The sequence below is a fragment of the Candidatus Alkanophaga liquidiphilum genome, assembly GCF_053996935.1.
Genome location: NZ_JBMXYC010000029.1, coordinates 1 through 23488, shown reverse-complemented (window position 1 = coordinate 23488; position 23488 = coordinate 1). Strand labels below are relative to the sequence as shown.

General features: G+C 51.5%; 23 protein-coding genes, 1 tRNA gene and 1 pseudogene. 9 read left to right on the top strand and 16 right to left on the bottom strand.

Going from position 1 to position 23488, the window contains the following annotated elements; all coding sequences use genetic code 11:
- The 12 genes and pseudogenes from ACXJJA_RS04030 to ACXJJA_RS03975 all read right to left on the bottom strand — a co-directional run.
- Nucleotides 1-564: RNA-guided endonuclease TnpB family protein (locus tag ACXJJA_RS04030; protein ID WP_456486943.1), on the bottom strand; the 564-nt coding region annotated here is incomplete at its 3' end.
- A gap of 47 nt (nucleotides 565-611) precedes the next feature.
- The gene (locus tag ACXJJA_RS04025) at nucleotides 612-965 is read right to left on the bottom strand and encodes a hypothetical protein (RefSeq protein WP_456486942.1); all 354 of its coding nucleotides are present in this window, start codon (nucleotides 963-965) and stop codon (nucleotides 612-614) included.
- A gap of 33 nt (nucleotides 966-998) precedes the next feature.
- Nucleotides 999-1310 (bottom strand): hypothetical protein, encoded by a 312-nt coding sequence (locus ACXJJA_RS04020; RefSeq protein ID WP_456486941.1) that lies wholly within the window; start codon nucleotides 1308-1310, stop codon nucleotides 999-1001.
- Between the two features lie 100 nt (nucleotides 1311-1410).
- A complete protein-coding gene (locus ACXJJA_RS04015) occupies nucleotides 1411-2205 on the bottom strand; it encodes an MBL fold metallo-hydrolase (RefSeq protein ID WP_456486940.1) in 795 nt (264 codons plus the stop codon).
- A 9-nt stretch (nucleotides 2206-2214) separates the two neighbouring features.
- A pseudogene (locus tag ACXJJA_RS04010) lies at nucleotides 2215-2769 on the bottom strand (MFS transporter); the annotation flags it as partial.
- Between the two features lie 69 nt (nucleotides 2770-2838).
- The gene (locus ACXJJA_RS04005; protein WP_456486939.1) at nucleotides 2839-3696 is read right to left on the bottom strand and encodes an MBL fold metallo-hydrolase; all 858 of its coding nucleotides are present in this window, start codon (nucleotides 3694-3696) and stop codon (nucleotides 2839-2841) included.
- Between the two features lie 380 nt (nucleotides 3697-4076).
- Nucleotides 4077-4874, bottom strand: coding sequence for an exosome complex protein Rrp42 (gene rrp42 / locus ACXJJA_RS04000; RefSeq protein WP_456486938.1), 798 nt, complete (start codon nucleotides 4872-4874; stop codon nucleotides 4077-4079).
- Entirely contained in the window at nucleotides 4871-5605 is a 735-nt protein-coding gene (gene rrp41 / locus ACXJJA_RS03995) for an exosome complex exonuclease Rrp41 (protein ID WP_456486937.1), read from the bottom strand. Before rrp41 ends, rrp42 begins: the two co-directional genes overlap by 4 nt.
- Nucleotides 5583-6260: an exosome complex RNA-binding protein Rrp4 gene (gene rrp4, locus ACXJJA_RS03990; protein ID WP_456486936.1), complete on the bottom strand. Its 678-nt coding sequence runs from the start codon at nucleotides 6258-6260 to the stop codon at nucleotides 5583-5585. The genes rrp41 and rrp4 overlap by 23 nt, the downstream gene beginning before the upstream one ends.
- Nucleotides 6261-6330: 70 nt before the next feature.
- The gene (locus tag ACXJJA_RS03985; RefSeq protein ID WP_456486935.1) at nucleotides 6331-7023 is read right to left on the bottom strand and encodes a ribosome assembly factor SBDS; all 693 of its coding nucleotides are present in this window, start codon (nucleotides 7021-7023) and stop codon (nucleotides 6331-6333) included.
- Between the two features lie 3 nt (nucleotides 7024-7026).
- Nucleotides 7027-7752, bottom strand: a complete 726-nt coding sequence (gene psmA / locus ACXJJA_RS03980) for an archaeal proteasome endopeptidase complex subunit alpha (RefSeq protein WP_456486934.1) — start codon at nucleotides 7750-7752, stop codon at nucleotides 7027-7029.
- Nucleotides 7753-7778: 26 nt separating this feature from the next.
- Nucleotides 7779-7850 (bottom strand) — tRNA-Ala (locus tag ACXJJA_RS03975).
- A 197-nt stretch (nucleotides 7851-8047) separates the two neighbouring features.
- Here ACXJJA_RS03975 and pscS point away from each other — a divergent pair.
- The gene (gene pscS, locus ACXJJA_RS03970) at nucleotides 8048-9403 is read left to right on the top strand and encodes an O-phospho-L-seryl-tRNA:Cys-tRNA synthase (RefSeq protein WP_456486944.1); all 1356 of its coding nucleotides are present in this window, start codon (nucleotides 8048-8050) and stop codon (nucleotides 9401-9403) included.
- Nucleotides 9404-9706: 303 nt separating this feature from the next.
- Nucleotides 9707-9865 (top strand): hypothetical protein, encoded by a 159-nt coding sequence (locus ACXJJA_RS03965; protein WP_456486933.1) that lies wholly within the window; start codon nucleotides 9707-9709, stop codon nucleotides 9863-9865.
- A 472-nt stretch (nucleotides 9866-10337) separates the two neighbouring features.
- On the opposite strand, the gene ACXJJA_RS03960 is transcribed toward ACXJJA_RS03965, so the two are convergent.
- From ACXJJA_RS03960 to ACXJJA_RS03950, 3 genes are read right to left on the bottom strand one after another with little or no spacing between them, the layout of a single operon-like run.
- On the bottom strand, nucleotides 10338-11489 hold the full coding sequence (locus ACXJJA_RS03960) for a DUF362 domain-containing protein (protein WP_456486932.1): 1152 nt from the start codon (nucleotides 11487-11489) through the stop codon (nucleotides 10338-10340).
- Nucleotides 11474-12352, bottom strand: coding sequence for a class I SAM-dependent methyltransferase (locus tag ACXJJA_RS03955; RefSeq protein WP_456486931.1), 879 nt, complete (start codon nucleotides 12350-12352; stop codon nucleotides 11474-11476). The genes ACXJJA_RS03960 and ACXJJA_RS03955 overlap by 16 nt, the downstream gene beginning before the upstream one ends.
- Nucleotides 12353-12373: 21 nt before the next feature.
- A complete protein-coding gene (locus tag ACXJJA_RS03950; protein ID WP_456486930.1) occupies nucleotides 12374-13495 on the bottom strand; it encodes a glycosyltransferase family 4 protein in 1122 nt (373 codons plus the stop codon).
- 48 nt (nucleotides 13496-13543) lie between these two features.
- Here ACXJJA_RS03950 and ACXJJA_RS03945 point away from each other — a divergent pair, with 48 nt between their 5' ends.
- From ACXJJA_RS03945 to ACXJJA_RS03925, 5 genes are read left to right on the top strand one after another with little or no spacing between them, the layout of a single operon-like run.
- Complete coding sequence (locus ACXJJA_RS03945) at nucleotides 13544-14641, top strand: radical SAM protein (protein ID WP_456486929.1); 1098 nt, start codon at nucleotides 13544-13546, stop codon at nucleotides 14639-14641.
- On the top strand, nucleotides 14638-15639 hold the full coding sequence (locus ACXJJA_RS03940; protein ID WP_456486928.1) for a UbiA family prenyltransferase: 1002 nt from the start codon (nucleotides 14638-14640) through the stop codon (nucleotides 15637-15639). The genes ACXJJA_RS03945 and ACXJJA_RS03940 overlap by 4 nt, the downstream gene beginning before the upstream one ends.
- Nucleotides 15620-17656 carry an ArnT family glycosyltransferase gene (locus ACXJJA_RS03935; RefSeq protein WP_456486927.1) on the top strand — a complete coding sequence of 679 codons (2037 nt, stop codon included), beginning with the start codon at nucleotides 15620-15622 and terminating at the stop codon, nucleotides 17654-17656. The genes ACXJJA_RS03940 and ACXJJA_RS03935 overlap by 20 nt, the downstream gene beginning before the upstream one ends.
- A gap of 2 nt (nucleotides 17657-17658) precedes the next feature.
- Nucleotides 17659-18918: a hypothetical protein gene (locus ACXJJA_RS03930; RefSeq protein WP_456486926.1), complete on the top strand. Its 1260-nt coding sequence runs from the start codon at nucleotides 17659-17661 to the stop codon at nucleotides 18916-18918.
- A gap of 22 nt (nucleotides 18919-18940) precedes the next feature.
- Nucleotides 18941-20413, top strand: coding sequence for an alkaline phosphatase family protein (locus tag ACXJJA_RS03925; RefSeq protein WP_456486925.1), 1473 nt, complete (start codon nucleotides 18941-18943; stop codon nucleotides 20411-20413).
- Nucleotides 20414-20417: 4 nt separating this feature from the next.
- On the opposite strand, the gene ACXJJA_RS03920 is transcribed toward ACXJJA_RS03925, so the two are convergent.
- Entirely contained in the window at nucleotides 20418-21986 is a 1569-nt protein-coding gene (locus ACXJJA_RS03920) for a flippase (RefSeq protein WP_456486924.1), read from the bottom strand.
- A gap of 95 nt (nucleotides 21987-22081) precedes the next feature.
- Here ACXJJA_RS03920 and ACXJJA_RS03915 point away from each other — a divergent pair, with 95 nt between their 5' ends.
- Both ACXJJA_RS03915 and nadA read left to right on the top strand, forming a co-directional pair.
- The gene (locus ACXJJA_RS03915) at nucleotides 22082-23236 is read left to right on the top strand and encodes a prenyltransferase/squalene oxidase repeat-containing protein (protein WP_456486923.1); all 1155 of its coding nucleotides are present in this window, start codon (nucleotides 22082-22084) and stop codon (nucleotides 23234-23236) included.
- Nucleotides 23237-23306: 70 nt separating this feature from the next.
- A partial coding sequence (gene nadA, locus ACXJJA_RS03910) for a quinolinate synthase NadA (RefSeq protein ID WP_456486922.1) occupies nucleotides 23307-23488 on the top strand: 182 nt, incomplete at its 3' end.

Here is a 23488-nt window from a genome sequence, read left to right as displayed (position 1 = left end):
ATTAACATATACTACGGGAATTCCCTCTAAATTGGCTTTATATTCAATGTATTGCTGTAATTTTCGAAAGCTCCAAGCGTGTAACCTTCTGTTTAGCTTAGCAGAACCATTCATGTTCTCTCTAATCCCGTCAAGCTCCTCCATTGCTATTACTGGTTTTTCGAACTGTTTAGCGTAAGCAACGATTTCGTTGGCTATTATATGCAGTTGTTGGTTTACAATTCTCTCCTCCTTATGACCAAGTCTCTTCTTTCTCTGCAAGTTTCTTCTGATGTGTGCGTATTTCCCTCTAAATTCCCTTATCTTAGCCCCACTCCAGAATTTGCCCTTCATCGGCTTGGGATTTTGCTCGGAGATGGCAACAGCGGTGGCAACATTCCACTCTCCCGAATCCACACCAATGACTGTTTCTTGCTCATCAATTAGCTCAATCTCTTTCTTGAGCACGAAGTGGGCATACCACTCCCCGTTTCTCTTTACCATTTCAACCGTGCAAAATTCCCATTTACCCTGCAAAGCTTTCTCTATGAACTTTCGCTGTCTTTCACCGAAAACTATTGGCAAAGTTACTCTCTCTTTACGATTCAAACTTAGAGTTAGCCAGTATGGTGTTAGTTTGTCGTCTTAGCAAAAGAGTAGTAACGCTCGTCAAAGCGGATTGAAATTCTCTTTAGCTTTGGTCTCTCGGTCTTCGCCTTACCTTCTTTCTTCTTTTCGTTGAGGCTCTTTACAATTTCCACTGCGTTATCTCTCGCTGTCTGAATTAGGGCTGTGTTCAGGTTGAATAGCTTTTTGGCTTTTTCGTAGGTGTTTTTGTGCAGAAAGGTCTTTGATGCCGAATTGAAGCTAAGACACCAGTTTATAAGTTTGAAATACTCCTCTAAGCACTTATTCAGAGCTAAAACCTTCTTCTTGTTCGGTCTGAAAACTTTTCCTATCACTGTTAGCTGAACTTCCTTCTTCATGGGAACTTCCCTGAAGATTTTTCGTTTCTAAAGCTATTCAAACTTAACTACCCGCCCGCCTCCCCTTGCCCCTCCCGTGCGGAAGGGTCTTGCAAGCAACAGGACGATAAATGCCTCGAAAAAGTTCTGACGTGCTCCCACTCGTGTAGTGTTATTGTATCTGTAATTTTGCCGTTTATATGCGCTCTTTCCCGTGTATGTGTAGCCCTCCTGTTTTTGAGATTGTGAGCCCGAAGAAGTCCTCCCACGTCCCCCTTCATATTTATCCTCACGCTCTGCCGCAGACGAAACGTAATATCTCTTTGCTATTCTCAAAATTTTCCTTCTCTCGCTCCTCCTACGCATGTCCAGCACTTCAGTATTCTTTTTGATGCTCTTCTGCCCTGCGTTTGTCGTAGTATTTATACTTATAACAATAAGACATCTCCTCGTAAGACACGCCATATCATTCAAGATAAGGGTCTAAGTCGAGGAGCATGCCGTCGTGCGCAGCTATGACATTCACACCGGTCTTCTCACTGAGCTTTTTTGCGATTTCGTGCGGCTTGTTCCTTAGCATCGTCATGCCGAAGTGCGTTAGGACCACCAGCTCCGGCTGTCTTGTTTTTATGATTTTCTCAACGTCCTTCACGCAAAGGTGGTCCACGCCTGCTCTCATTTCATATCTCACAACATTTATCACCAGTATCCTGCCGTGATATACATCCTCAAGCCCCTCAAAATATTTCGTGTCGGTGATGAATGAGATGAGCGGCTCGTTCTTCCCTCGAAGCCCGAACTCCAGCCCATATGTCTCGACGCTGTGGACGTGGCGTTTTGGCGTGCTTATTTTTATGCCTTGCACGTTATGGCTGCCGCCCTCTTCGAAAACCTTGATTTTGTCAAGATGGCTTCGTAGATACTTCATGACCACAGGGTCGTCTGAGAAGAGAGCGTCACCCGGACACAGGAGCGTGCCTCGCCTCTTGAAGCCACCGTCCGTCATTGCCTCTATCATCACGTTCACGTCGTTTGCGTGATCGAGGTGTTTATGCGAGATTGCGATGGCGTCGAGCGTCGTCGGGTTCAGTCTCGGGCGGCTGGTAACGCAGCGAACGAGCGTTCCGGGTCCCGGATCGATTAACACGTTCGTGCCGTTCAGCGAGAGCCACGTCCCTGCCGACGAGCGTAGCTGCCGCAACATCACGAACCTTGCGCCAGCGGTGCCCAAGAACTTCACATGGTTGCTTTTTCTCCTCATTTTCCCCTCCTAAGCCTCTTCGACGAACAGAATGACGAGCACAAGTCCAAAGGTAATCATCAGCGAACATGAAAGAAAACAGAGCCTGAAGCCGAAGTTCTCCGCCAAGAACCCACCGAGCGCGGGTCCGATTATCCAGCCGAGGTTCCAAGTCGTGTTGTAGATGCCCATCGCCCGTCCTCGTTCCTCCTCAGGCGTAATATCCGCGATGAGCGCCGGGGCCACGGCGCCGAGCGCCGCCCATGCGGCGCCCTCAAAAGCGTGCGCCGGAAATATCTCAATATAACTCTTAGAAAGGGCGTAAACGACGAAAATTACGAGAAATGCGAACATCGAGAACGTAATGATGGGCTTCCGCCGGCGCATCCTGTCTGAAAGTCGCCCGAAAAGTGGAGCGGCGACCGTGCCAACAGCGGCGCTCGCCATGAAAAGGAAGCCGATTTGTGACCTTGAAGCGCCAAGCTCCTCCACGTATAACGCAAATATCGAATATATCATGCCCGTGCAAATCATCAGCGGCAGCAGCGATGCGCATAGCAAATATAGCCTCTTTGACATGTTACCTCTTGCTTGTTTTTGCGGGTATTGCTAAGAAAATTTATGGTTTTGTCGTGCTTCTCGTTCTACCCCCAGTTACGTTTCCCCGTAAAGCTCCCTACGCCTTGCCTCCAGCATTTCAACGTCCCTCCTCAGGAACTCCGCCGCAGTCATAACTTTTGCGCCCACGCTTTCGGCATGCTCGTAAACTTCGGACAGCAGCTCTTTATATCTTAAATCTCTAAGCAAGTGGTGCTCGACAATGACAGCCGACACAACTTCTACGATCTTCTTAAGGTTTTGGATGGAAAGCTCCAAGCTTTTTTTGGAGTAGCGGTAGCCGAGCATGTAGGTCATCGGACCATCCACGATGATGATATCAGGGCGCTCTTCGAGCGGGAACTTCGCTTGCGTCTCGATGCTTGGACCTTCGACGTCGCTCGTGTGCACGAGCTTCTCGCCGCCGCACGAGATGCTGACTTCAACGACGTAGCCGAGTCTCGGATTCGTGCCGTGAAAAACGGGTGGCGAGAACTTCACGACTGTGGAGCCGTGCCGGAACTCCTGCCCGTCCGCAATCTCTAAAACCCTCGGCAAGCCTTCAAGCCTCTGCAGGAAGAACGCAGCGCGCCCCTTTTGGCTCTTGTTAATGTTTTCCCGCGGGTGTTTAATGTAAACCGTTTTGTCTTTATAGATTTCTGGCTCGTTTGGGTTGTGATGGTCGTAGTGGTAATGCGTGACAATTAAGATGTCCGCAAGCTGCGCATGCCTTTTTATCTCCTCCCACAACTCCCGCTCACGCCGAAGCTCGAGCTCGTGCGGCGGCAGCCCGTAGCGGCTCGGCGCCAGCGACACGCCCGCGTCTATTAAAATGCGAACGTCATCCGTCTCCACGAACGTCGCCATTGAGCGCACTCCGAAACTGTCAAACGCTAACGGCTTCACCTCCAACATGCACACGCCCCCCTTCTGCATTCCTTTATGGAAATTCTGATTTGAAAGGATTAACTGCCGTGAGCGTAAGTTACGCCGTGGAATATGGCACGCTTGCTAACATTTCTTCTCTTCTGCCGCTTCCAGTCTCCTTTCAATCACAGAACATTATTGCATTAGGATGATGTTGCTGCTAATCCCCTTCTTTTCAAAGGTGCAGCAGGGGAGGTGGGAAAAAGTATTTATATCTTACGTTCTATGAATATATGACGAGGCCGTGGGTATACCTGCGGTCAGGGGCGTCGTGACCCGCCCGAAGGGGAGCGCCGCATCCATCGGGCACACTCCCCAACCTCGCGCATCCGGTGGATGCCCTCCATTTTAATGGAGGGAGGAGGTCACTAAGGCTCTAAACTCGCAACCACTCCGCTCAGGATATTTTCTCTTATATCTTTTGCGCATTCGACTGCCACTTTCACGGTTTTTTTGGTAATCTCAGGAGAAAGCCCACCGGTGCCGCCTTTCTGCATTGCCGATATCGTGCCGTCGGTATTTGAAATCACAGTAAGCCTGCAGGATGCGGCACTCTCTTCATACAAATTCGGGTCTATTAATACTTCGCCAGCGATATCCACAGCCGTTACCGAAACTGGTAAATCCCGCACGGGCAGCTTTTCGTCATTTCCTAAGCCATATCGCTCGCAAGGGATTCTCGTCGTCGCAAGAGCAGCGATAGCGCCGAGCGCAGAGGCGTCTATGAGGTTTCCCTCATGATTCAACACATGCACGTCTATGAAAACTATCCAGACCTTCTCACCCTCCTCTATACAGAGTTTTTCTAAATTCAAAGCTCCTGACTCCCTTATGCCACGGTCCACGACTCTCGCAAGCTCCACACCGTTCTCGTCAGGCGGTCCAGGCTCGAACATCGGCGACGCCAGCGGCACGAGCTCCGCATTCGTAATAATCACGCCTTTGTCAGGAGTATCGGGGAATGGCTCGCCGGGCTGTAACTTTACGCCGACGAGCACCTCAGTCAGCCCCAATTCAACCCATGCGGAGCCTTCAGCCTTGGATATAACGTTTGTCCGTATATGTAACTCCCTAAAGTCATGAAAGCCCCTGCCATCTATTCTTTTCCCTCTTCTAACAAGGTTAAAGAGGTAATCCTTCCGTATTTCGTCCAAGACTTCGCTCATACTCCCCCCTCTTCTGCTCTACTCTCACTATATTTTTCTATCAGCGCCTTCCTCTGAAGCTCGTAAATGCGACGGCAGCCGGCGATTGCTAGGTCCAGTGCTCTGTCAAACTCTTCCATAGTAACTCGCCCGTCCATTTGGAGCAACGTTATCGTGTTCGTTCTCGTGACCATGGCAACTGGCATGTCCATTTCACCATACTGGTCTTCTTCGCTCATCAGGTCGAGGACGATCTGCCCGTCAACCTTGCCGACTGCGACTGCCGAGACGAGCCCTTTCATGGGTATGCCCGCGTCGGCAAGCGCAACAGACGCCGCATTTATGCCTGCAGTCCTCGTGCCAGCGTCAGATTCCAAAATCTCCACGAAGATGTCTATCGCTGCTCGTGGATAGTATTCAGCGATGATTACTGGCTCAAGCGCCTCCCTGCTCACCTTTGAGATTTCGACACTCCGCCTGTCCGGTCCGGGGCGGCGGCGTTCCTCGACAGAGAACGGCGCCATATTGTAGCGGAAGCGCACTGCTGCCCTCCTCGCATCCTGAGCGTGTCGTGGGTGTAGCTCCCTTGGACCATATACCGCCGCTACTACCTTATTCCTGCCAAGCTCAAAATAACAAGAGCCGTCAGCTCGCTTCAAAACTCCAACTTCTATCTTTATCGGGCGCAGCTCCTCGGGAAGCCTCCCATCGAGCCGCCGCCCGTCCTCTCTAATAAGCTTTATTTCTGACACTCCTACCACCCTTCACCTGCAAATATTGCGTAACACGGTCCGTCAGACCCGGGGTGTGTGCTTCTTCCGCTATTTTCATAATGACCTCGGCGACGACATCCACGTTCCGCTCGTTCCCCCGTATCCAAATCCTGCCGTTCTTCGCAACAAAAATGAAGCACCGCCCTTCCTCCTTCAATAATTTTATCATCGAACCGTTCCTGCCTATGATTCTCGGAATCTTCGTGTGTGGGACTTCCACGAGCCGTCCGCCATGTAGCGGCGGGCGGAACTCCTCCTTCAGCGCAAGCTCCACTCGCATGGTCGGGTCCACGTTTACGACCTTCACTATTGCAAGGTCATCCACCCTCAAAAACTTGTCCATTGTCCCATATTCGACCTTCGCAGGGAACTCCGAGACATGCAGCAGCCCCTTATACGGCGACGCTATGTCGAAGACCCAATACGGAAACGTTATGTCTTCGACTCGCCCAATCAGCACGTCGCCCCTTCTGGGTATATATTTACCTGAAAGCGGGACCACTCTTATCTCGTCCTTGTCGTCTAAAATACCATACCTCATCGCATATACTTTCCCGTTCTCCACATACGTTCCCTCTCCTGCCCTTCTTACATCCTCCGAAAGAAAATCTCCCGGAACCACTATCTTATACATAACATCACCTCCGTCCCACAACACAGCCAATGCTCCATAACGCAGCCTCCGTCTCACAAAACACTCAAGCTCATCTTAATATTCTCGTCTCAGCCTCGCCATGGGTTATCTTGTTCAAGAATTCAAAAAATTCATCCTTTATGCCTGCTGGAATCCTGAAGATTGCTATGTAGGAGCCGTCGGGCTGCCATTCCTCCCTAACGACATTGTATCTTTTCTGAAGCTCATATACCCTGTTTGAATAAATATTTGGAATTTTCACAGCCACCTCTCGCTCCTCAATTCTTATTGGTAGTATCGGGCGTATTGCTTTTATCGTCCTGCTGACCAGCTCATCAACGCTCTTTGATGGGTCTATATGCACTTTTGCCTCCTTCATCGCAAGCTCTATTCGCAATGGCGGATGTGGCGTGCCTGTCTGCGGGTTTATCGCATTACGGGCGATCGTATCTATTACGAGCCGCCTTTTCTCTTCTACCATCTTCCGCCTCTGTTCGGTCGTCAGCTGGATTTCTCCCTCTCTAATAATCCGCTTTGCAATTTCCATGACATCGGTCGTTGCGAACTCCCTCAAAATGTCGCTCTCAGAGGCTCTTTTGCCCTTAGAGGCGTCTTCGAAAACCTCTTCGACGGCAAGCACGTCGTTCATGCTTATTTCCGTGCCCTCCTTGATGGAATATGCTTTTTCGGGGTCAACAAGGACTTCAAAAGTCTTCTTCTTGAGCTTGAGCCTCGCCACTACTGCCCTGTCCAAGCTGACCATTTCTCATGCCTGCCTGCGTATTGCCTCTTCAATATACCGCCCCATCTCCTCGACATCTAACATCCGAAACTTCTCTTTCTCGGTCTCGATAACGCCAATGTCGATGGTGTGAACGTCCATCTTGCCCTCAGTAACTTTATAGAGGGCTTCAAGCCCGAGCAAGATAGCTTCCTCAAGCGTCATGCCCTCGTCGTATTTCTCCTCGAAAATCTCGATGACGGTGTTGCGTCCGGAGCCTATTGCCGTCGCCTTATATTCGAGGAGCGCACCGCTTGGGTCGGTTTCAAATAAGTAGTTTTTGCCGTTATAGACGCCGGCGATGAGAAGAGCGGTGCCAAAGGGCCTGACGCCGCCGAACTGCGTGTATGTCTGCTTGAAGTCACAAATTCTCTTCGCAAGCGTCTCGACGCTTATCGGTTCATCGTAAACAATCCTGTTTATTTGAGCCTCGACTCTGCCCCTATCGATGAGCACACGGGCGTCAGCGACTAATCCCGAGGTCGCTGCCCCTATATGCTCATCAACCCTGAAAATTTTTTCTATCGAGGACGCTTCGAGCAGCCGTGACGTCACCCGCTTGTCCACGAGGAGGGCGACGCCGTTTTTCGCCTTTATGCCGATGGCGGTCGTCCCTCGCTTCACCGCCTCCCTTGCGTATTCCACCTGAAAAAGTCTCCCATCTGGGCTAAAAACAGTAATAGCCCTGTCGTAACCAATTTGTGGCATCATATGGCATCTACGTCTCCTTTAAATAATGGACTCGAGGGGATTTGAACCCCTGGCTTCCGCCTCGCGAAGGCGGCACTCTACCCCTGAGTTACGAGCCCACCACCCTCTTATGTGCATTTTTCTCCTTTAACGTCCAACAAAATATCATCTCTGAGAGTTATAAAAGTTTATCGGTATTAAAGAAAATAGAGTTAAGCCCGTAGCGCTCATAATTGTTAGTCCGAAGCGTGCTTTGACGCTGCCGTTAGAATTTAAGATAACGGAGGTGAAAGGGCGCCAAGATATGCCCGCCACTATGGACAGGAGAGAGGCAGTTCAGAGGATTTTTAGGGCGATGTTTGCCCTCGAAGAAGCGAGGGAAGTTTTAAGGGAGACTGCGGCTAAGGAGCTTGATGAGGCGCTTAAAGGGAGGCTTGAGGGGATTTTAGACGAGGTTTGTGGGATTTTAAAGGGCACTATGAGGGGGCATCTGAAATACGTCGTTGACAAGATAGAGCTGCGAACGAGGGAGGAAGAGTTTATAAACATAGATCCTATACAAGCGGGCGGGCGGCTCACGCCCGAAGCGCGCAAGGTTTTGATTGCCTACGGCGACGGCTATTCCGTCTGCGATTATTGCCTAGCGCCGCATCGCCTTGACCATATAAGAAGACCGCCGATTGCGGAGTTTCTTGAGGAGCTTGCGGAGTTTTTGAACATGGACGTTGCCCGTGTCGTGCGGGGTGCGAGGGACGGTTTCAGAATTGTGACGAACGCCCTTTTGGAAAAAGGAGATGTCGTGCTTGTTTCGGCGCTTGCGCATTACTCGCTGTGCTTAGCCATCGAGGCGGCGGGCGGCGTCTGGCGAGAGGTGCCGCTCGCCGACGGAAAGATCACCGGCGAGGCGGTCGCCTCGAAGATTGAGGAGGTCAAAGAGAAAACGGGACGCCTACCGAAACTCGTTGCGATCGAGCACTTCGACTATATTTTCGGGAACGAGCACGACGTCAAGGGCGTCGCAAGGGTCTGCCGGGAGTTCGGCGTTCCTTTCCTTTACAACGGTGCGTATTCGGTTGGTGTCATGCCCGTGGATGGCAAAGATATCGGGGCGGACTTTGTCGTCGGCTCCGGGCACAAGAGCATGGCGGCGCCGGCACCTACCGGCGTTCTGGCGACGACCGAGGAGTGGGCGTCGGTGGTTTTCAAAACGGCGGAGGCGAGAGGCGACGTCACCGGCCGCAAGTTCGAAGTCAAGGAGACGCACCTTCTCGGCTGCACGGTGATGGGTGCGCCGCTCGTTGCGATGATGGCGGCGTTCCCGCACGTGAAAGAACGCGTCGAAAAATGGGACGCGGAGGTGCGGAAGTCGAACTTCTTCGCCTCGGAACTCCTGAAAATCGAAGGAACGGAAGTTTTAAGCGAGCTGCCAAGGCGGCACACGCTTTCAGCATTCAACACCGAACGCTCTTTTGATGTCGTAGCCAAGAAGCATAAACGTCGGGGCTTCTTCCTGCATGAAGAACTCCGTCGCCGTAAAATCACGGGGCTGACGCCGGGGATGACTAAAGAGCTGAAGCTGAATATCTACGGGCTGAGCTGGCAGCAAGTGAAATACGTGGCGGACGCCTTCAAGGAAATCGCTGAACGCTACGGGTTGAGCATTTCGGATTGAGTTAATAGTTCTCGCTGGCGACGGTGACCACCACGGTTTGTGATGCACGTTTGCATCGGCTGAGTGGAAATTCCTCACGCGATGCACCACCTTCCGTCATAATGATGCCCGCGACACACTTGAGAGGGAGGAGAGATGAGACGTGCTTTGATTATAACGGCATGTTTGGCGATCTTGGTCGGGAGCGCTTGTGCTTTAGTTCATGCCCCGTCACAGAGCCGCTTGCAGAACTCCAACTTGGAAGCTTTAGCTGTTGGGGCTGCTCTCAGCAATTTTCGTCCTTTCCTTAGCGGCATGGATCACATGACTAAGAAAGCTTACGAAAACGACAAGAAAAGTCGGATTGAAAGACTTTTGAGCTTGAAGCTGAAAATGGAGACCGAGGAGGCAAGAAAGCCATCGAGACCGGGCTTGCATCTCTGGCATCGGAGCCGGTCGGCGTGCTCGACAAGCGTGAGATAAAAAGGGCGTTGATGATAACCGTCACGTCGTATACTTCTTACTGCTGGCATTCAGCATCTTTGGCGTCGGAGAGCGTTGCCTGACAGTCCCGTAGCACGCTCTTCACATGGGTGTTCGCTACAGTCATTGCGTTTTATTTCGGGAGTCGTGCCGTGGAGGATGGACTAAAAGTTTATAGGGAGATGACGGTTGGTAGGTAGGACGATTCAAACGTCTGCGTGGAGAGTCTGAGGCTGTGATAATATTCTATGACTCGTTTGAGGCGGAGATGCTTCCGACTACATTTTGGGTCAGGAAAAACGCCGGGGTTGTCAGCAACAGCCCTCCCTCTCGTGGGAAACTCCAACGCATAGGGAATGAGACTTACTTGCTCATAGGCATGATAATATCACTCTTGTAGCCCCCGACATGCGTCCACTAAAGGAAAATGCTCTTCCCTAGCGCCTAAACGCTGAAGCCCCGCCGCCACACCCTACAGTGCAGAGCGAAGTGCTCCGAGGATGCTCTCGGCGTCAGGCGGACAGCCTTCGACATGAACGGCATTCTCCGCCGTAACATCCTTAGTGCAGTTTCCGAGGCATATTAAGATGCCTTGCGCCCCTTCAGGGACTTTCGCATGCCGTCCTTGGATGACATCAATCCTGTGGAACGCCGCAAAGTATAAAAAGCGCAGGAGCGTTCCCCAATATTTCGGGCGACTGAATGCACTTTTGATGGCAAGAGAGAATGCATCTATGCACATCGAGCACGCATAAGGATTTCTCCACGAATACACGTTCAACAACCGCCCGTAGCTCTCGTGCGGTGGCTTAAAGCTCGCTTTCACGGCTTCAGCGTCCTTAACGTCAGGCTCTGCGCCGCCGCCCGGTTCACCGCACAGCCTCTGCTCGATTGCCATTTTTAAGTGTTCCACGTTTTTGGGCTCTATGCGCATAAGACGGCAGCACGTGATGTCCGCCGCTACGGCGTCGGTGCTGACGACGATGACGTTTGCTTTTTTCCTCTTGCCGTTGAGCGGACCTTCGCCTTCCATGCCGACGATGCCGTCAACGACGACGAGGTCAGGCTTCACAACTTTTAAAAGCTCAACGAGCGGCTCGTGCAGCCCCAACAAGTGGAAGCGCTTTTTGTCGGCGTTTAAAAGCAACCCTTTCTGGTTTTTTATGGAGAGGGTTACGACGGTGTTCCCGTGCGTTTTCAGCTTCGGCATGTTCACATAAAAAGCGTCGACGACGATTTTCGGGATTTTAAGCGTGCCGTATTTCCAGCTCACCTCCACACGTTCCGCCTTGTTTAGATTCAAAAGCGTCACGTCGTATTTGCGGCGCAAACGCTCATAACCGGCAGCGGTGAAGAACTTTCTCTCGTCCGCCCCAAGCCCAGGACCTTCGCCAATGATGATTTTACGAACGCCATTTTCGAGAAACGCCTTTATTGTTGCCTCCACGACGGCGGGATGCGTAATAATGGCGGAGCGAGGCTTCGCTGCAATCACGATGTTCGGCTTCAGCAGCGTCGGAACGTCGCTCGGCGGCGACACTCCAAACTCGTCAAACGCTTCGCTCAGCAGGCAGCGCAGCACTTTCACGTCGTATCTTTTGCATCTGATTATTTTCGTCGGCATTTTTCCACTACGAGGTAGGAGTGGTGCGCAAATGCAACCTTCAGCGGCGTCGGCATCTTGCTCTCAACGAGCTTATACCAGATGCCGAACAGGCGCTCAGCAAAGGCGGGCGGCGCCGCAGAAGCGCCCTGAAGTTCGCTGATGACTTCTGCAACGGGTCTCAGCTTGACATTAGGTCTTATTTCAGAGCTCGTCGAGTCCACATTTTGTTCAGAGACGGCTGCGGTTTGGTTGTGCGTCTTTCGGAGACGCATGTCAATGTCCGGCCACGGTGGCATGTCCATCGCCCCCACCTCCAAAACACGCCCCCCCTCTTGCTCAAGTAGTCGCCTTACGTAAGAGAGCCGTGCTTTCTCCATGTTCCCATGCACCCAAGGCTCTCTCCGCAGGAAGTGGTAAAGGCGGTGCAGCGGAAGCCCGATGTTGCGCACGTTTTGCGTTTCAAGGAGGACATACCGCCTCGTCACCCGAAGCATCTCTCTAATCATGCCTCTGGCGTCGCTGACGTGCTCGATGACGCAGAAGTTCCGAACGAGGTCGAAGGCGTCGTCTTTGAATGCTGAACGGAGGTAATGCGTCGTGACGAAGCTTGCTTCCAAGCCGAGCGCCGCCCAGAGGCGTTTGGCGTCCAGCAGCAACCTCCTAGAGGGGTGGGCGACTGTGACGGCGCAGCCTAACTCAGCGAAGATCAGACTGTTGAGTCCGGGGATGCCCATGATGCCGTCCGCCGGCAGCTCCAGCACTGTGGAAACCTCATATCTCCTTACCAACTCGCCTGCGAACTCGTCGAAGGCGTAACGCTCGTAGCCCGTCCCGTAGCCCTCACCCAATATCAAATACCGCTTGCGTCCTCTTCGCCGCATATCAACCCACTTGTCTTACTCTCACACCAACACGCGTTCGTAAATTTCTTCAACCCGCCCTGCAATCACGTCCCAGTTGTAGCCTCTCACGAACTTCTGCCCACCAGCTCGCAAACGACGGTGTAGCCCCTCATCCTCCAGCAACCTTTTTATGGCGCTCTCCAAACTTTCTAAAGATTCAGAAGCGAGCAAGCCGTTGTATTCATGCCTAACGACGTCGACGACGCCGCTATCCTTTGCGGCGACTGCAACGGGCGGCGTCCCTGCTGCCATCGCTTCGAGGAGCACTATGCCTTGCCCTTCTCGCACCGACGGGAGCACAAACGCCCATGCTGACTTCATTAGCGCTACTAATCGCTCACGAGGCATGAAGCCGTAGAATTTCACATCAATCTCGAGCCGCTTCGAGAGCTCCCTCAAATACTTGCTCTGTGGGCCCTCGCCCACGATGATGAGCTCTGCTTCCGGAAGACTTCTTTTCAGCCGTTTGTATGCACGGATGAGGACATCTACACGCTTGTGCTGCTCCAATCGCCCAACATATAAAATACGCCCGTATTGTTTTTCTACTGAAATGCTCTCGAACGGTTTTGGGTTAATCCCATTTGGGATGACGACCACTCTACCATGACCCGCGCCGAGCACTTCTGTTAGCTGCCGCTTCACAATCTCAGAAACTGCGACATTCATGCTTGCGAGCCTCGGCAGGATAAACTCCATGAAGAATGCTGGCGCCGCAAGGAATGGGTCCAGCAGCCGGAAATTTTGGCGCCCCCACACCTCGTGCCACGTCAGCACGAGCGGCGCACCCGCACGAGCGGCGGCGAGCACGAGCGGCTTCGAGACGACGTTACAGTCCACAACATCAAAGTCTTCTTTCCGAACGAGCCTTAAAACGTCGAGGCTGAAGCGCAATTTCAATACGTGATAATCCTCTTCCATGCTTCGCCCGAGCTTAACCTGCCGGAGTCTGTGAACATGCAACTCTCCGTCCCCCTCCGGCAAATCTCCAACGCCCTCGCATCTCGTGGTGTAAACATGAACTTCGTGCCTTTTAGATAGTCTTTTTCCAATTTCGTAAAACCGCACTCCACTACCTACAACCAACGGTGGAAACCACGTCGTTACCATTGCGATTTTCATGACTCCCAGCAAAAAGTTAATTTGTTCACAAAAATATGAGGTGGGAAGATGGTAAAGGCGCTTGTCAATGCAGCATTATACCTGGTAAAGCTCAATGCTCTGAGAAGTTTGAACCGCACCCCGCCGCCCCCGCTCCTCGTGCATTTAGAAGTGACAAAGCGGTGCAACCTGCGGTGCATACACTGTGCCATCAGAGCTGACGTTCTCGACAAGAGCGAAGAACTTTCAATTGATGAGATTGAGAGTTTAATCGACTCGCTTAGCTCGTTGGGCACGATGTATCTTAGCATGAGTGGGGGCGAGCCTTTCCTGCGAAAAGACATTTTCGATTTGATAAAATACGGGAAAAGCAGGGGTTTGGGGCTCCATATTAGCTCAAACGGCACGCTCATCACGAAAGGGATTGCCAAGAGGCTCAATGCTCTCGGACTTGACGCCATCACCATATCTCTAGATGCGGTCACGCCGGAAATCCACGATGAAATTCGGGGGGTAAAGGGAGTTTTCGAAAAAGCGGTATCAGCCATTAAAAACCTCATAGAGTGCAAAAGGCATACGCAAGTGGGTATTAATGCCATAGTCACTGACCTGAATTTCCACGAGCTTCCGGAGCTTGTGGACTTTGCCGCCGAGCTCGGCGTCGATGGCGTGAGGCTCCAGCCTTGGCACGCCCCGCTTGGGCATCCGGAAACGGAAGACCTGTTAAGTGTGAAAAGGGAGCGTTTGGGGGAGCTGAAAAAGGCATTGGAGGAGGCCTTGCAGAGAGCAAGGCGAAACGGCATTTATATAAACAGTAAAGCTTACATCCGCGGCATAAGTCACTTCTTCGAAGATGCTGAAACGCTCAAGATTGATTGTTTTGCAGGCTTCTTCTCGTGCAACGTGAGTTGGGAGGGCATGGTCTACCCCTGCGCCTTCGTCCCGCCGGTCGGAAGCGTTAAGAACGAGCGCTTTGAAAAAATCTGGCGCTCGGAGAGGTTTAAGGCGGTGAGGGATAATATAAAAAGGGGGAAATGTCCAAAGTGTTGGATGAACTGCTTTATCGAGCCGAGTCTCCGGTGCTCGCTGAAGTATGCGGTGCGGGAACCACTGAAATACGTCAGTGACCTCCGCTATTTCTACCGATCATTGGGGGAGTTTTCGTGAGTGGTGAGCTACTACGGAAACTTCTTGGCTACCGTGGTTGGAAGGTGTGGGGAAGCTATGACATGCACATATGCTTATTTGCGGCGCTCTACTTCCTCCTCCTCGTCGGCGGCGAGCCACTCAAGACCCTGTTCCTCCTCACATCTCTTGGCTTCTACTTCATGTACGGCTTCCTGATAAATGATTTCTTCGACATGCCTTTCGACATCGCCGCCGGGAAGAGGCGAGCAGTCCATGAGCTTTCGAGGGCAGCTTTTGCTTCGATAATCATCCTCGTCGTCGCAGTGAGTGGGCTGCACTTGTTGTATCTGCGAGAATCGTCTTACGCTGCGGTTTATATAGCCGCATACTCTCTCGCGACGTTGTATTCGGCGCCGCCTGCAAGGCTCAAGGAGTGGGGGCTGTGCGGTATCATGGTGAACGGGCTGATTGAGAAGATGCTGCCTGCCCTCACGGTCGTTGCCTTCTTTCACGTTTTCGGCTTGGATGCTTTTATGCTCTTAGCCGCCGCTTTTCTCATGGGCGTCGCTGAGATCGTCGCGCACCAAATATACGATTACGAGCATGACGTGGAGACGGGGTGTCAATCGTTCGTGACTCGTATTGGCAAGGAGCGGGCAGTCGCTCTGTTCCGAAAGTTCATAGCGCCGACCACCTCCGGCGCTCTTTTCGCCCTTAGCGTGCTCATGTGCATACGTGTCCCGCTTGCGGGCGTGGTTGTCGTCTTGACGGCGTTTGTATATGGCTATGTCGCCTTCCTCGTGCGGCGTGGAGAATGGCGGATGGAAGAAAAGGTCTTCCCCTTGCACCTGTCATGCGCCTTCCGGATGGTTAACAACGTGCTGCCCCTGTTTTTAGCATTTGTCCTCTGCTTCAAGGCTCTTGAGAGCGTCATCCTCCTGCCGCTGGTTCTGGGCTCGCAGTATTATGTAGTCGAACACAGGCTCAGATTTCTTAAGGAGCGGGCGCTGTTACACGATGAGATTACAAATGAATGAGGTTTCCTCTGCCATGAGCGTGAGGTGTCGCAATGAGGAGCACGAAGTGAGGGACGTAAAGCGGGAGGACGTCTTAATAGCAAGCACTCTTTTCCTAATCGGGTTTCTAATACGAGGGGTGGGCGTATCAAAAGTCAACATGTACGTGGATGAGTGGTTATATTGGGCGGACATGAATAAGATCTTAGTGAGCGGGTTTGTTCCGAGGGCGGACGTTTTCGATTATTCTCCACCAACAGTTTCATACATCGCCGCCACGGTCACGGTTCTCTTTAATGGGGACCTAAGCACGATCAGGATGATTTCAGTGATTTTTGGGAGCTTGAGCATCCCGTTTATGTATTTTTTGGGGAAGGCGATGTATGATAGACAAGTGGGATTGCTTTCTGGTATTTTCTTGTGCTTCTCAGCATATCACTGCTTGTATAGCAGAGTGTTCATGCTTGATGTCCCGATGCTGTTTTTCATCATCGCCTTTTTATATTTCTTCTGGCTGAGTCAGCGTCCGGACGACACGAAGAGCGGGATTTATGCGTGCGTAGCAGGGGCGATGCTGGGGCTGGCGCTCGACGTGAAGTACCTAGCGCTTTTTTTGCTACCTACAATTTTTGCGTATGTGCTCTGGGTTAACCGTTTCCGCCTCGGCGTCCTGCGGGACAGACGCATACTCCTGATGTTACTTTTTACGTTCCTTTTCTTCTTGCCCCTTCTCGTCTGCTTAATCTACACGGGGGTGGGGTTTCACGGGTTCAAATTCTATGCCGTCGAGAAGTTTGAGACTAAAAGGATAGGACAACGCCCGTGCGAGTTTCCACTTGACGAGTTGCTATATCGGAGTTGGAAGCGGGGGCTGGAGGTGTTTGCATGGGGCTCAGATGTTTTACCGCCCCCTTTGCCTTCAGTCTTTGTGGTTTCCACGACACTTCTTATATTGATAGCACTCTTTTACCATCTGCCTGCGTTCATGAGGGGAGAGAAGGAAAGTAGCTTTTTTGTGATACTAATCGCGGTATTGTCGTTTGCCATTACCGTAAGCGGCAACATGAGCCACTACTTACTGAGCTTGCTCCCTCCCTTTTATGTCATGTTCTCGCATATTATTGTTGAGCGTAAAAAAGAGCTTAGAGTCATAGTTGTCCCACTCGCTGTGGTCGTGCTCTCGCTTTCCATGGTGACCACAGTCACTTCTTATTATTGGGATACTGGTGATTATCACCCATGGGTTAAGGATGCCTTAGAGCACATAAAGAGGGATGCTGTCGCAGACGGCATTGTGGACGAACAAGTAACCATTGGTGTCATGCACTACCTGACCGAATTTGTGGATTACCAGTTATCCCTCAGCGATTTCAATGCGACGGCTGTATACCTTTTCAAGCCTGCGAGCGAGTATTCAGGCGAAGTGGCATCCGTCAACTTGAAAAAATTAAATCAGCTGAAGCCTGATTACATTATCATGGATGAGGTCTTTTATAAGCATTATTTTAGCGACGTTAAAAGAGAAGTGCTCAAGGATTATAGAGTAATTCTTTGTTCGTATGCATACCCACAACATTATATTATTCTGAAAAGGAAAGCCACCGTAGAAGAGTTGGAAGGTATAAAGAAGGAAGACGAAGGCGTGGGCAAGGAAGTGACACTTATGGGCAAGAGAGCACGAATTTCTGAGGACATATTTAAGAGGAGCGTGCCGGCGGTGATGAAAGTTGGGCATGCATACACAGTGCTTGTGCACGTGAAGAATTTAGGGGATGCTACGAACTTCATAGTGGTATTGCATTTTGACAAATTCACAATGTTTGTAAATCAATCGTTTGTATCCTTAATATATATACCTAAAGAATGGCGATTCTCTATTGATGAGAATAGCACATATACCCTCAAGCTCGAAGTAGTTCCATTTAGAAAATATGAGGGGAAACTTCCCATGACCGTCGAGCTTTATGCAGAATGTGAGGATGGCACGTATAAAAAAGTGGATTCATGCACGGATTATGTGTATTTAATTAGGGGCTGACGATGGGCAGGAGAATTTGGGTAGTGGTTGTGGTAGTGATTTGGGTGTTGTTAGTTTTGGATTTCTTGAATTTTTACTGGATCCCGAGAACAAAGGTGGAAAAAAAGCTCTCTGAGGTTCAAGTTGCAGTCCTTTACGAGAGGGTGACGGATGGCACTTATTATTTCAATCGGAGTGTGGACGATGTGGCTCGCATGTTGAAGGATTTGCGTGCGGACTTCGTATTCAGGGGCTGGTGGCGGTGGAATCCGTGCCCCGAGTCCCCGGAAGAGCTACCGGGCTTCTTCACGAAGGCAGAAATAGAAGAATATGCGAGGCGTGGTTATACTTATAAGCAGTTGAGGGATGCGGTGGCGAAGATTAAGGGAGAAGTGCCGGGAGTCATATTTTGCGGAGCGATACCGGCGCAAAGGCTTAACGCCCGAGAGCGAGACCCAATAACTGGTCAGACATTTGATAGAGAGGAGACTTGGAAGATGGCATTGGACCCTGCGAAATGGGGCATCACGAATACCTCCAAAGAGGAGCTTCAAGAAAGGCTTGCACGGGACTTTGAGTGGGTGGACCCCGAAAAGGAGTATGACTGGCGGACTGCGGACGCATATTTCCCAGATATTACGAACGCCAAATTCCAAGAGCTTTTCGTAAATTGGGCAAAGAAACAAATAGATTGTGGTGTTGATGCTATCTGGATTGATTCTCTGTTCAAGCAGGCGTTTGTCCTCAGAAATCTCACCGGCGATTCCCACCACCCAGCAGTCCGGGACACCTGGGACGCCATATGTAAAATCGTGGACGAAATCCATCGTTACGGGCGCTCAAAAGAGAAATACATCTATGTTGGCTCATGGTTTGCATACCCGGCATTCCCGTATTCGCCGCCAGATTTGGATTTTGTCACCATATCCCCGAGCCCGGAGGAAATTGCTAAGAAAGAGCTAGATGTGGAGAAATGGAATCGCATATCTGAGCTTAAAGACAGACCGATGTTCGTATTTATGGATTTTGGGATGGAGACGCTGCCGTTATACGTATTCAGCCAGGACTTAAGCAGGGAGGAGCAGCAGGAGCTGCTTAGGGAGCTTGATACGCTCTTCCGGGAGCAGGGAATGATATTCGTGTATCCGGTTCATGGACTCATTGGAAAGAGCGCCAAAAAGCTCGCTTTCGGAAAATATCCGGTTTATGATGCTCTTGCTCCTGAATTCCAGACGTATGATGCTATCAAGGAACTTGCTACGAGGAAAAAACGGAACATGTAATTGATTGAGCGGAGGGAAGAGGGTGAGGGTCTTAGTGATGGGGTTAGACGGGGCGTGCATGGATTTAATCCGGCGGTGGGGGTCCGAGGGCAGGCTTCCGACATTTCAGGAATTATTGGAAGGAGGGGCGCATGGCGATCTCGAAAGCGTTGTGCCCACGCAGACGATTCCGGCATGGAATTGCCTCGCCACCGGGAAAAATCCGGGGAAAATAGGGTGCTTTGGCTTCTTACAGAAGGCGTATGGGAGCTACGAGTTTCACCTCTCTGCAGCGATGACACGGAAGGAGCGGGATGTTTGGGACATCCTATGCGAGCATGGGAAACGAGTTCTCGTTCTGAATGCGCCGAACGTGCTTTATGCATACGAGGTCAACGGGCGAATGGCTGCTGGTCCTCTCTACGTCTCTGAAGACGTGCTGACGTATCCAAGTGAATTTGCGGAGACGCTGCGGCGGCTCGGCTACGAACAGGATATAAATGATCTACGGGTATTGCTTGCATTAGGTGACCATGAACTATCGAGAAGGTTAAGCGAGATAACAAAAAGGCAGTTCGGGGCGTTCCTTCGCATGCTCGACGACGACTGGGATTTTGGCTTCGTGGTGCTTTCAGAACTCGACAGGGTGCAACATAGATTCTGGGGCAAGGAGGATTTCATCTTGCGGCATTATCAAAACATCGACCGTTGTCTTCATGATTTGTTAAGACGGTTGGATTCGGAAACTACACTCCTAATAGTTTCGGACCACGGATTTGGACCCAATGAGAGAATTTTTCTTGTTAATGAATGGTTAAAAAGACGAGGTTTCCTAACCCCAAAAAGTGAGCCCCTTCTCATGAGAGCTATCGCCCCGTTTCGGCAGCCGCTGTCCAGATTATATTCCTTGCCATTACTCAGACAAATATTATTAAAATTCTCATTGCGCACTGCAGGGACGCAAATAAGCTGGGAAAAGACGAAGGCGTTTAGCTACGGGACGTGGGGTCCAATATACATAAACCTAAAGGGGCGAGAGCCGCAAGGGGTCGTCGAGGCTTCTGAGTATGAGCGGCTGCGTGATGAAATCATAAAGGGACTACAGGAGCTTTCAGTGACGGCGTATAGACGGGAGGAACTGTATAGCGGCGGATATTTGCATCTGGCGCCCGATATCGTCGTCCAAACCGACGATTACGTGCACGGGATTAGTTCAAGAATTGGTTACAGCAAGGACTTCATCAAGGATTCCGGCGGAAACCACCGCAAAGACAACGGAACCTTCATAGCTTGGGGACCTGACATAAAGATGGGCTTTGAGGTTCGTGCGAGGATTTACGACGTGGCGCCGACAATCCTGCACATATTCGGGCTGCCGCTGCCGACGGATATGGACGGGCGGGTGTTGAGGGAGATTTTCGAGGGCGAGCTTGTGACGAGAGAGATAAGATACGAAAAAACTCGTGAAAAGGTGAGAGAGCAGGTAAGGCGATTAAAAAGGATGAAAAGGCTGTAACCATTCACATGAATTTTTTGAAAATCTTTTCTATGGTGTGCGGTTTGATGCCTACGTTTCCCGCTAGTTCAAGAAGTATGGTCATGTCATCCTCGTCAAAGCCCACAACAAGCATGCAGATTCCGCACATCACGTAAAACAGAAATAAGAAGAGTGAAAGCGTCAGGGGCGTGGCGCCGACGTTTCGGAAAAGCAGGAAAAGAACAGACGTAGCAACTGCTGACGTAGCCGCTGGTTTCATGAATTTGGCTGCGAGCGAGTGTATGTGGTGCGTGCGGAGGATTTGCGCTGACACTAGCGCATTTATCGCGCAGACTGCTGAAGTTGAGGCGACGGCGGCACCGACAATGCCGAATTCGGGGATTAAGGCGACGTTGAGAGCGAGGTTCAGGGCGACTCCCACCAGGGTGTAAAGCATATAAAGGCGCGTGCCACCGATGGCGATGAGGGTTGCGCCATTGGGTCCAAGGAGGACATGGAGCAGCATTCCGACGACGAGGATGCGGAGGGCGACATCAGCGGCTGCGTATCCGCTGCCAAAAATCAAGCTCAGCACCGCTCCCGGGAAAAGAAGGACAAACATGGCGGGCGGGAACGTCGCTAGGAAAACCCATTTCGTCAGCACGATGTAATATTGCCTTAATTCCTGAACTCGGTTTTTTGAGAGTAGTTGTGACGCTATCGGCACGTAAATGAACGCCATGGAGTCAAGGAATATCTTCAGAAGCTGCGCCAAGGGGTGTGCCGCATTGTAAAGCCCAGCGTCCTCTGCTGCTCGTAAATACCCAAGCAGCAAAGTGTCCGCCCGCAGAATCGCAATGCCTGCAATGCTTGCTACGAGTAGCGGCAAGGAGAATCGCAGTAGCTCACGTTTTACACTGCTTGCACGCCCCTCACGCTCGCCCGCCCAAACGCCACGCCGCTCTCGAACCAAGACACGCAATTTCCGCACGGCATACGCTGAGAACGCAAGCGCCGCCAAGACAATTGCTAATAAATAAGCGGCAACCATCCAGAAAAGCCCGAGTGCGGCAGCTGCGGCGACCAGCGAAACCTTCAGCATGCTCATCAGGAAGTCCCTGAAATAGAAGCGCTCCTCAACCCTGTCGAAGCCTCTGAAAAATGCAACAAGCATCTCAACCATAACTGCGAACGGGACTGCGGTTGCGAACATTCTGAGAATTGCCGGCGGGGAGTGGAGCGCTTCCGCCAGTGGTTTGGCGAAGAGGAAGAAAAAAAGGGAGCAAAGAACGCTTGCGGTGAGCGTAAGCTGCAAAGATGCGAGAATGATGCTGCCCTCACGTCTTTCGCCACGCCCTCTGGAGAATGCAATGAATCTCGGCGCGCCCTCGTGCAGCCCGAGGCATGCGGCAATAGTAAAAATGTTCAGGAGAGCGAGAGAGATGCTGAACGCCCCGTATTCAGCCTGCGAGGCATTCCTCGCTATTAGGACTCTTGCGACAAAGTCGAAGGCGGTGAAGAGCAGGGCACCGACGAGTGCGATTGCCGTGCCTCGTGCCGCTAGCCTCAACACATTCTCAGCGGCGTCCTCCCCTCCGTTAGCGTCTTGCATCTCCTCACCAACTTTAACTTGTTCGCAAAAATATTGAGCTGGGGTGATCGGGGTATAGCTCGCCGCTAGCGCGCGGGCTACTCAGGGGGAAGAGCATGAAGGCTTTTGACATCTTGTATTGGTGGATTTACAACAACACGCCGCACGGTGCGAAGGATGAGGCGCTGGGCTACCTCCGTTACTACTGGGAGGGTTTCCGCAGAAGGCTGCAGCGAGGTGGCAGTAGGCAGCAAGGCGAGAGCGCCGTTAGTCTTGAAAGAGTGGAAGCGGCGATTGAGAGAGGAGTAAAATGGTTAGAGAGCATCCAAAGGAAAGATGGCTCTTGGGGGAGGCTTTGGGAAGTCTGGAACACTGCGAACGCTGCCTTGGCGCTCACAACAGTCGGCGTTGAGTCTGAGGCATTGGAACGGGCGGTTCGATTCTTACTGGAAAGTCAGCTTGAGAGCGGCGGCTTCTTCTACGAGAACTTCCCAGCGTCTCGTGCTGACATAAAGGAACGGAAGGACTTATATTGCATCGAGACGTCGCCTGTGGCGCTGATGGCGCTCTACAAGTATGAGGGGAGAATAACGCCAGAGATTCAAAGAGGGCATAACTTTCTAGTTCAAAAACAACAGGCGTGCGGCGGCTGGGAACTTCCCTATTTAGGAGACCCGGAAATTGTGAACATCAAGCTCAATTACTTCCCCTCGGTTACAGGATATGCCCTCAGAGCCTTACTCACAGGAAACCCGCCAGAGTCCGTGTTGGAAAGGGGTTTGGAATTTTTAGAGCGAACGCAACGCAAGGACGGGAGCTGGGGGCGTTCTCGCTGCTTCTACAACACAGAGGCTTACGCTATCAGGAACGTCGTCGGCGTTGCCACCATGCTGGAAAAACAAGAACTACTCACAGAAATGAAGCAAAAGGCGAAGGAGCTCTCGGAAAGGGCGCTTTCGTATGCTTTGAGGCGACAGAACGCCGACGGCAGTTGGTCTGCGATAAGTATAGCGACGAAGGAGCTGGCGACCGCCCTCTACCTGCAGAGTCTGCTTGAGGCGGGTGTTGGCGGCTCTGCAGTCCTCAAAGCGGTGAATTGGTTACTTAGGAGGCAGCAGGAGGGGGGCTATTGGAGTGGCGGCTACTACGGGCGCTTAGTTCATCCGAGTTTGGGGTATATAGATGAAGTAAATAACGACGTGTTCACGACTTCGGAGGTCTTAGTCGCTTTAAGCGGGTTTAAAAGCAATTACGGCGGTGGAAACGTGTAGTGTGGGTGGTTAGTGAGGCTTACGAAACTAAAGCTTAAGGCATAAAAGTGATGCGAGCAAATTTCAGAGGATGAAGCTTGTGGATGAGATAGAGCGGCTGAAGGCTAAGAAAAATGCGGTGATCTTGGCGCACAATTATCAGCGTGCGGAGGTTCAGGACGTTGCGGATTTCGTCGGCGATTCGTTGGAGCTTGCACGGCGAGCGGCGGAGACGGACGCGGACGTCATCGTGTTTTGCGGCGTCGACTTCAT